This window comes from Azotobacter beijerinckii (genome assembly GCF_900110885.1).
GTDB classification, from domain to species: Bacteria; Pseudomonadota; Gammaproteobacteria; order Pseudomonadales; family Pseudomonadaceae; genus Azotobacter; species Azotobacter beijerinckii.
Genome location: NZ_FOFJ01000034.1, coordinates 22,968 through 29,402, shown reverse-complemented (window position 1 = coordinate 29,402; position 6,435 = coordinate 22,968). Strand labels below are relative to the sequence as shown.

Here is a 6,435-nt window from a genome sequence, read left to right as displayed (position 1 = left end):
GGTGCCGCCGGTGCCCTTGCCGCCGTCGAGCTTCTGCGCGTAGAGGCCGAGCACGTCGACGCCGAAGCCGAGCGGGCCTTCGGTGTAGCCCGACTTGAAGTCGAGGATGAAGTTCTGGGTCCACTCCTCGGCCTTGCTGCGGGTGGCGTTGTCGTGCTTGAAGTCGCGGTTGATGAAGAAGTTGCGGAAGGTCAGGGTGCCCTTGGCGTCCTCGAAGAAGGCTGCCTGGGCGCCTGTGCCGGCGAGCGCCAGGGCGAGGGTGAGGACGGAGGACTGACGGAGCGGAAAACGTTGGGTGCTGTTCTTCATTGTTGTTGTTACCGGCGGACTCAATGAAAACGGTACGGTAAAGAGCCCCCTTCGCGGGCGCGGATGCGTCGAGCGAAAGGGGCAGGCCCGATGCTGGATCTGGCCGGGTGCGGGTCAGAACAGCGGCAGGCTGTAGCTGACGACCAGGCGGTTCTCGTCCAGGTCGCGGCCGTCGTTGCCACGGGCCGCGGCGTTCAGCCAGGACAGGCCGACGCCCTTGAGCAGGCCGCTCTGCACCGTGTAGTCGACGCGGAAGTTGCGTTCCCACTCCTTGTTGTCGCTGCCGGCAGCATCGATGTCGTCGCCGCTGAAGTAGATCAGCTTGGTCTTCAGACCCGGCACACCGATCGCTGCGAAGTCGTAGGTATGCCCGACCACCCAGGTATTCTCGCCGGCGCTGGCGAACTTGCCGATCTGAGCATTGGTGATCAGGTACAGGGTGCGACCGTTGCCCTGGTTGATGTGCGGAAAGTCGCTGTTACCGGTGACCTTCTGGTAGCCCGCGCTCAGCGCGTGGCCGGCCAGGCTGTAGGTGAACATCGCGCTCCACAGGTTGTTGTCGACCTCGCCGCTGCTGCCGTTGGCGCCGCTGCTCCGGTAACCCTCGGCACGTCCGGAGGCGCTCTCGTTCTTGCCGTCGGAGTCGCTGGTGAAATAGCGCAGGTCGGTCTTCAGCGCGCCGACCGGCAGTTTCCAGTCGTGCACCAGGCCGAAGAAGTGCTGCTTGTAGAAGTCGCGCAGGTTGCCGTAGTAGTACTGCAGCAAGAGGTCCTTGGTGGGCTTGTAGTCGGCGCCGCCGAAGTAGAACTCGTTGCTGAACTGGGCCTTGCTGCCGCTGTTGGCGCCGCCGATCGACAGGCCATGGCTGTCGCTGGAGTTGCGCTCGGTGGAATGCTCGATCTTGCCCGCGGTCAGGCTCAGATCCTTGATCTCGTTGGAGGTGACCTGCGCGCCGTGGAACATCTGCGGCAGCAGGCGGCCGTCGTTGTAGGTCAGCACCGGCATCTTCGGCATCAGGGTGCCGAGGCGCGCCTCGGTCTTGGAGATGCGCAGCTTGCCGGTCACGCCGACCCGGCCGAAGTCGGTCTTGGCCTTGCCGTTGCTTTCCAGCGGAAACATGCCGCCCGGGGTGCGCTCGATGCCCGCCTTGTCGGCGCGGCCGCCGCCGTCCAGGCGGATGGCGTGCATCGCCTGCACGTCGAGGCCGAAGCCGACCGGGCCTTCGGTGAAGCCGGACTTGAAGTCGAGGAAGAAGCCTTGGCCCCAGTCCTCCTGCCGGGGCGCATCCTGGTTGCGGACGTCCTGGTTGATGTAGAAGTTCTTGAGGCTCAGCGTGGCCTTGCTGTCCTCGATGAAGCCGGCCTGGGCGACGGCCGGAACGGCCAGTGCCGCCCCCAGCGTGGACAGGGCGACGCTGTGGGCACGGGGACTCTTGTGCATGTGCTTGTTTCTCCTGGATGGATGATGCGCGGCGGTTCTTGTTGTCGTGGGGAAACCGCTACCGCACGCGGAATTTCCCCGACGCCACCGGCTGGTCGCGGCTGGGACGGACATTTCCGGCGAGCGTCAGAACGAGGGCGATGGGGGCGGAGGGGCGAAGCGGAAGGCGCTGAGTGCTGTTCTTCATTGTTGTTGTTACCGGCGAAGATTCGGTGGAAAAGGCGCAAAAAGCCCCCCTCCGCGGCCGCGGATGCCTTGAGCGAAAGGGGGAAAGCCCGGCGCGGGCGCCGGGGCTAGCAGATCAAGCGAGCGGCGTTCCCGGCGGAGCGCCGGACGTGCGGATGTGCCGAGAAATGCGGGGGCGAGCGAGGGTCGAAGTGGTCATGCGGTTTTCCCGTTCGTTGTTGTCGTTGTCGTCACGGAATCCGGGGGCTGTGCCCCCGGCTAAAGCAATGGCAAACGGATCGATGGCGCGTGGCCGGGAGCTACGCATCATCGATCCGTTCTCGCCCCCGAAAGGGGCGAAGGCGTCGGTTACAGCGCCTCGCGGCTCGGCTGGCCGTCGACCAGGCGCTGGATACCCAGCGGGTTGGCATTCTTCAGGGCGTCCGGCAGCAGCGCGTCGGGGTAGTTCTGGTAGCACACCGGGCGCAGGAAGCGGTCGATCGCCAGGGTGCCCACCGAGGTGCCGCGGGCGTCCGAGGTGGCCGGGTAGGGGCCGCCGTGGACCATCGCGTCGCAGACCTCCACGCCGGTCGGGTAGCCGTTGAGCAGCAGGCGCCCGGCCTTCTGTTCCAGCACCGGCACCAGCGCGGCGAAGGCGGTCAGGTCCGCCGGCTCGGCGAGCAGGGTGGCGGTGAGCTGGCCGTGCAGGCCGTGCAGGGCGCGGACCAGCTCGGCCGGGTCGGCCACTTCGACGACCACGGTGGTGGGGCCGAAGACTTCTTCCTGGAGCAGCTCGTCGCCTTCCAGCAGCAGGCTGACGTCGGCCTGGAACAGCTGCGGCCGGGCCTGGTTGCCTTCCTGCTGCTGGCCGGCCAGGTGCTTGACCTTGGGATGGGCGTGCAGGGCGGCGAGGCCCTTCTCGTAGCTCTTCAGGGTGCCGGGGTTGAGCATGGTCTGCGGGCCCTGGTCGGCCATGGCGGCGGCGAAGGCTTCCAGGAAGGCGGAGAACTCCGCCGAGCGCAGGCCGACGATCAGTCCGGGGTTGGTGCAGAACTGCCCGCAGCCCATGGTCACCGAGCCGCTCAGCTCCTTGGCGATGGCGGCGCCGCGTTGTTTCAGGGCCTCGGGCAGGACCAGCACCGGGTTGATGCTCGACATCTCGGCGAACACCGGGATCGGCTGCGGACGCGCCGCGGCCATGTCGCAGAGGGCGCGGCCGCCCTTGAGCGAGCCGGTGAAGCCGACCGCCTGGATCGCCGGATGCTTGACCAGCGCCTCGCCGACGCCGTTGCCGTAGATCATGTTGAACACCCCGGCGGGCATGCCGGTCTTCTCGGCGGCGCGGACGATGGCATCGGCGACGCACTCGGCGGTGGCCATGTGGCCGCTGTGCGCCTTGAACACCACCGGGCAGCCGGCGGCCAGGGCGGCGGCGGTGTCGCCGCCGGCGGTGGAGAAGGCCAGCGGGAAGTTGCTGGCACCGAACACCGCGACCGGGCCGACGCCGAGGCGGCACTGGCGCAGGTCGACGCGCGGCAGCGGCTTGCGCTCGGGCAGGGCGCGGTCGATGCGCGCGCCGTAGAAGTCGCCGCGGCGCAGGACCTGGGCGAACAGGCGCATCTGGCCGCTGGTGCGGCCGCGCTCGCCCTGGATGCGGGCGGCGGGCAGGGCGGTCTCGCGACAGACGATGGCGACGAAGTCGTCGCCCAGGGCGTCGATTTCGGCAGCGATGGCCTCGAGGAACTCGGCGCGGCGGGTGGCCGGCAGTGCACGGTAGACCGGATAGGCGGCGGCGGCGGCCTCGGCGGCGGCGTTCACTTCTTCAGGGGTGGCCTGGAAAAAGTCATAGGACAACGCCTCGCCGGTGGTCGCGTCCACGCTGTGGACGACGACCGTGCCCGCACTGCTGCGGGTTCCCGCGATATAGTTCTTGCCTTCGATCCGCATTGCTATAACTCCTTTAACCATAATGGTTTGGCGGTTATTGACGGGCTGTCCGGGCAGTCTCCCGGCTGGGACGTCAGAGGGGGTACGGGGCAACTGTACAACGTCGGGAGTTGAATGTCATCGTATGACATAACCGATTGTCGCCCCTGCACCGGGATGCCGCTCACAGCCGGCCGATGGCGCCGGGCGGCAGGGCGTCTGCGGCCGGGGCGATGCCGTTGCTCAGCGGCTCGCCGAACTCGGCGATGCCGATCTCGAAGCGGTCGCCCGGTCGCGTCTTCACGCCGTCGGCGAAGGACAGGGTGGCGGTGCCGAAGAAGTGTACGTGCACGTCGCCCGGGCGGAGGAACTGGGCGTACTTGAAGTGGTGGTACTCCAGGTTCTCCAGGCTGTGGCACATGTTGTCCTCGCCGGAGAGGAACTCCTTTTCCCAGAGCACCTCGTCGCCGCGGCGGATGCGGCTGATGCCGGACAGATGGCGCGGCAGCTCGCCCAGGCGCAGTTCCGGGCCGAAGCTGCAGCAGCGCAGCTTGGAATGGGCGAGATACAGGTAGTTCTTGCGCTCCATGACGTGGTCGGAGAACTCGTTGCCGAGGGCGAAGCCCAGCCGGTACGGCGTGCCGTCCGCGCCGATCACGTAGAGGCCGGCCAGTTCCGGTTCCTCGCCGGCGTCCTCGGCGAACGGCGGCAGCGGAAAGTCGGTGCCGGGACGCACGACGATGCCGCCGTCGCCCTTGTAGAACCATTCCGGCTGCGCGCCCGGCTGGCCGGCGGCGGGTTTGCCGCCCTCCAGGCCCCAGCGGAACATGCGCAGGGTGTCGGTCGGCGCGGCGGTGTCGCCGAGGTTCTGCTGGTGCATCTTGTCCCGCGCCGAGGCGCTGCCCAGGTGGGTCAGGCCGGTGCCGCTGACCAGGCAGTGGGCCGGGTCCGGGTGGTCCAGCGGGGCCAGCACGCGCCGCTCGGCGAGCAGTTGGGCGTAGTCGTGGGCCTCGCCCTGGCCCAGGCTCTCGATGTGTGCGGTCAGGCTCCGGCCGGCGGCGATGGCCGCCAGGGCCAGCTCGCGGGTGCTCGCCGCATCCCGCACTTCGCGGACCAGGCCGCCGTCCACCAGGCCGACGCGACGCGCGCCGCCGGCCGTTTCGAATTGAATCAAGCGCATTTTTAAATCCTCGTCTTGTGAGTGGCGGGCGCGTCAGACGCCGCCCAGGGGAGCCGGCTGCTGCGCCGGCCGGCGCTCGAGGCGCTGGTAGACGATGCCGGTCAGCAGCAGGCCGAAGCAGAGCACGGCGGACAGGAAGTACAGGCCCGAGGCCAGGTTGCCGGTGTATTCCTTGAGCGCGCCGATGGCGAACGGCCCCAGGTAGCCGCCCAGGTTGCCGAAGGAGTTGATCAGGGCGATGCCGGCCGCTGCGCTGGCGCCGCTGAAGAAGCGCCCGGGCAGGGTCCAGAACACCGCGGTGATGGAGTAGAGGCTGAAGGCGACCAGCGACAGCGCGGCCAGCTGCAGCACCGGCGCACCCAGCCAGGCGCTGAGGAACATGGCGCAGGCGCCAAGGGCATGCAGCGCCGCCAGGTGCCCGTAGCGGTCGTTCAGGCGGTCCGAACTGCGCGGCACGATCAGCAGGCCGACGATGCCGAATATATAAGGCACCGCCGAGACGAAGCCGGTGGTCAGCACGCTGCCGCCGAACTGGTGGACGATGGTCGGCAGCCACAGGCCGAGGCCGTAGATGCTCAGGGTGACCGGCAGGAAGAGCAGCGCCAGCAGCAGCACGCGCTTGTCCTTCAGGGTCTGCAGCGGGTTCTCGTGGCGGGTCTGGCCGTACTCGTGGCGATCCTTCTCCAGCTCGCCGAGCAGCCAGGCTTTCTCTTCGCCGCTGAGCCAGCCGACCTGGTCCGGGCGGTCCGGGAGGATGCGCAGGGTCGGCCAGGCCAGCAGCACCGCCGGGGCGCCGATGGCGAGGAACAGCCACTGCCAGCCGTGCAGGCCGTTCAGGCCGTCGAGGCCCAGCAGCAGGCCGGACAGCGGGCCGGTGACCATCATGGCGATCGGCTGGGAGAGGATGAACAGGCCGAGGATCTTGCCGCGGTGGCGCACCGGGTACCACTGGGTGATGTAGTAGAGCACGCCGGGGAAGAAGCCGGCCTCGGCGGCGCCGAGCAGAAAGCGCATCGCGTAGAAGCCGTGCGCGCTGTCGACCCAGGCCATGCCCATGGTCATCAGGCCCCAGGTGAAGAGGATGCGGGCGAACCAGCGGCGCGCGCCGAAGCGGTCGAGCATCAGGTTGCTGGGGATCTCGAAGAGGAAATAGCCGATGAAGAACAGGCCGGCGCCCATGCCGTAGGCGGCGTCGCCGAGGCCGATGTCGGCGCCCATGTGCAGCTTGGCGAAGCCGACCGCGGAGCGGTCGATGTAGGCGATCAGGTAGAGCAGGATCAGGAAGGGGATGAGTTTGACGGTGATCAGGCGGACAAGCCGCGTTTCGGGGCTCATGTGCTGCGGTCTCCAGTTGTTGTTGTAAGGACCGGGTGCGGGGCGGCGGACCGCCTTTCGCGATGCCAATGAACTATATA

At 68.1% G+C, this 6,435-nt stretch carries 5 protein-coding genes; all 5 read right to left on the bottom strand.

Annotated features, from left to right (window positions below; genetic code table 11):
- Window positions 1-309: OprD family outer membrane porin (locus tag BMY22_RS15720; protein WP_143068509.1), on the bottom strand; the 309-nt coding region annotated here is incomplete at its 3' end.
- Window positions 310-423: 114 nt separating this feature from the next.
- Window positions 424-1,749 carry an OprD family porin gene (locus BMY22_RS15715; RefSeq protein ID WP_090623698.1) on the bottom strand — a complete coding sequence of 442 codons (1,326 nt, stop codon included), beginning with the start codon at window positions 1,747-1,749 and terminating at the stop codon, window positions 424-426.
- A gap of 534 nt (window positions 1,750-2,283) precedes the next feature.
- Window positions 2,284-3,861: an aldehyde dehydrogenase (NADP(+)) gene (locus BMY22_RS15710; RefSeq protein ID WP_090623697.1), complete on the bottom strand. Its 1,578-nt coding sequence runs from the start codon at window positions 3,859-3,861 to the stop codon at window positions 2,284-2,286.
- A 163-nt stretch (window positions 3,862-4,024) separates the two neighbouring features.
- Complete coding sequence (gene araD1, locus BMY22_RS15705) at window positions 4,025-5,020, bottom strand: AraD1 family protein (protein ID WP_090623695.1); 996 nt, start codon at window positions 5,018-5,020, stop codon at window positions 4,025-4,027.
- 33 nt (window positions 5,021-5,053) lie between these two features.
- On the bottom strand, window positions 5,054-6,355 hold the full coding sequence (locus BMY22_RS15700) for an MFS transporter (RefSeq protein ID WP_090623693.1): 1,302 nt from the start codon (window positions 6,353-6,355) through the stop codon (window positions 5,054-5,056).
- Window positions 6,356-6,435: the final 80 nt, after the last annotated feature.

What these genes read in the sequence shown, in the direction of transcription:
- BMY22_RS15715 (WP_090623698.1), bottom strand. Translation starts at nt 1,749, where the DNA reads ATGCACAAGAGTCCCCGTGCCCACAGCGTCGCCCTGTCCACGCTGGGG.
- BMY22_RS15710 (WP_090623697.1), bottom strand. Translation starts at nt 3,861, where the DNA reads ATGCGGATCGAAGGCAAGAACTATATCGCGGGAACCCGCAGCAGTGCG.
- araD1 (WP_090623695.1), bottom strand. Translation starts at nt 5,020, where the DNA reads ATGCGCTTGATTCAATTCGAAACGGCCGGCGGCGCGCGTCGCGTCGGC.
- BMY22_RS15700 (WP_090623693.1), bottom strand. Translation starts at nt 6,355, where the DNA reads ATGAGCCCCGAAACGCGGCTTGTCCGCCTGATCACCGTCAAACTCATC.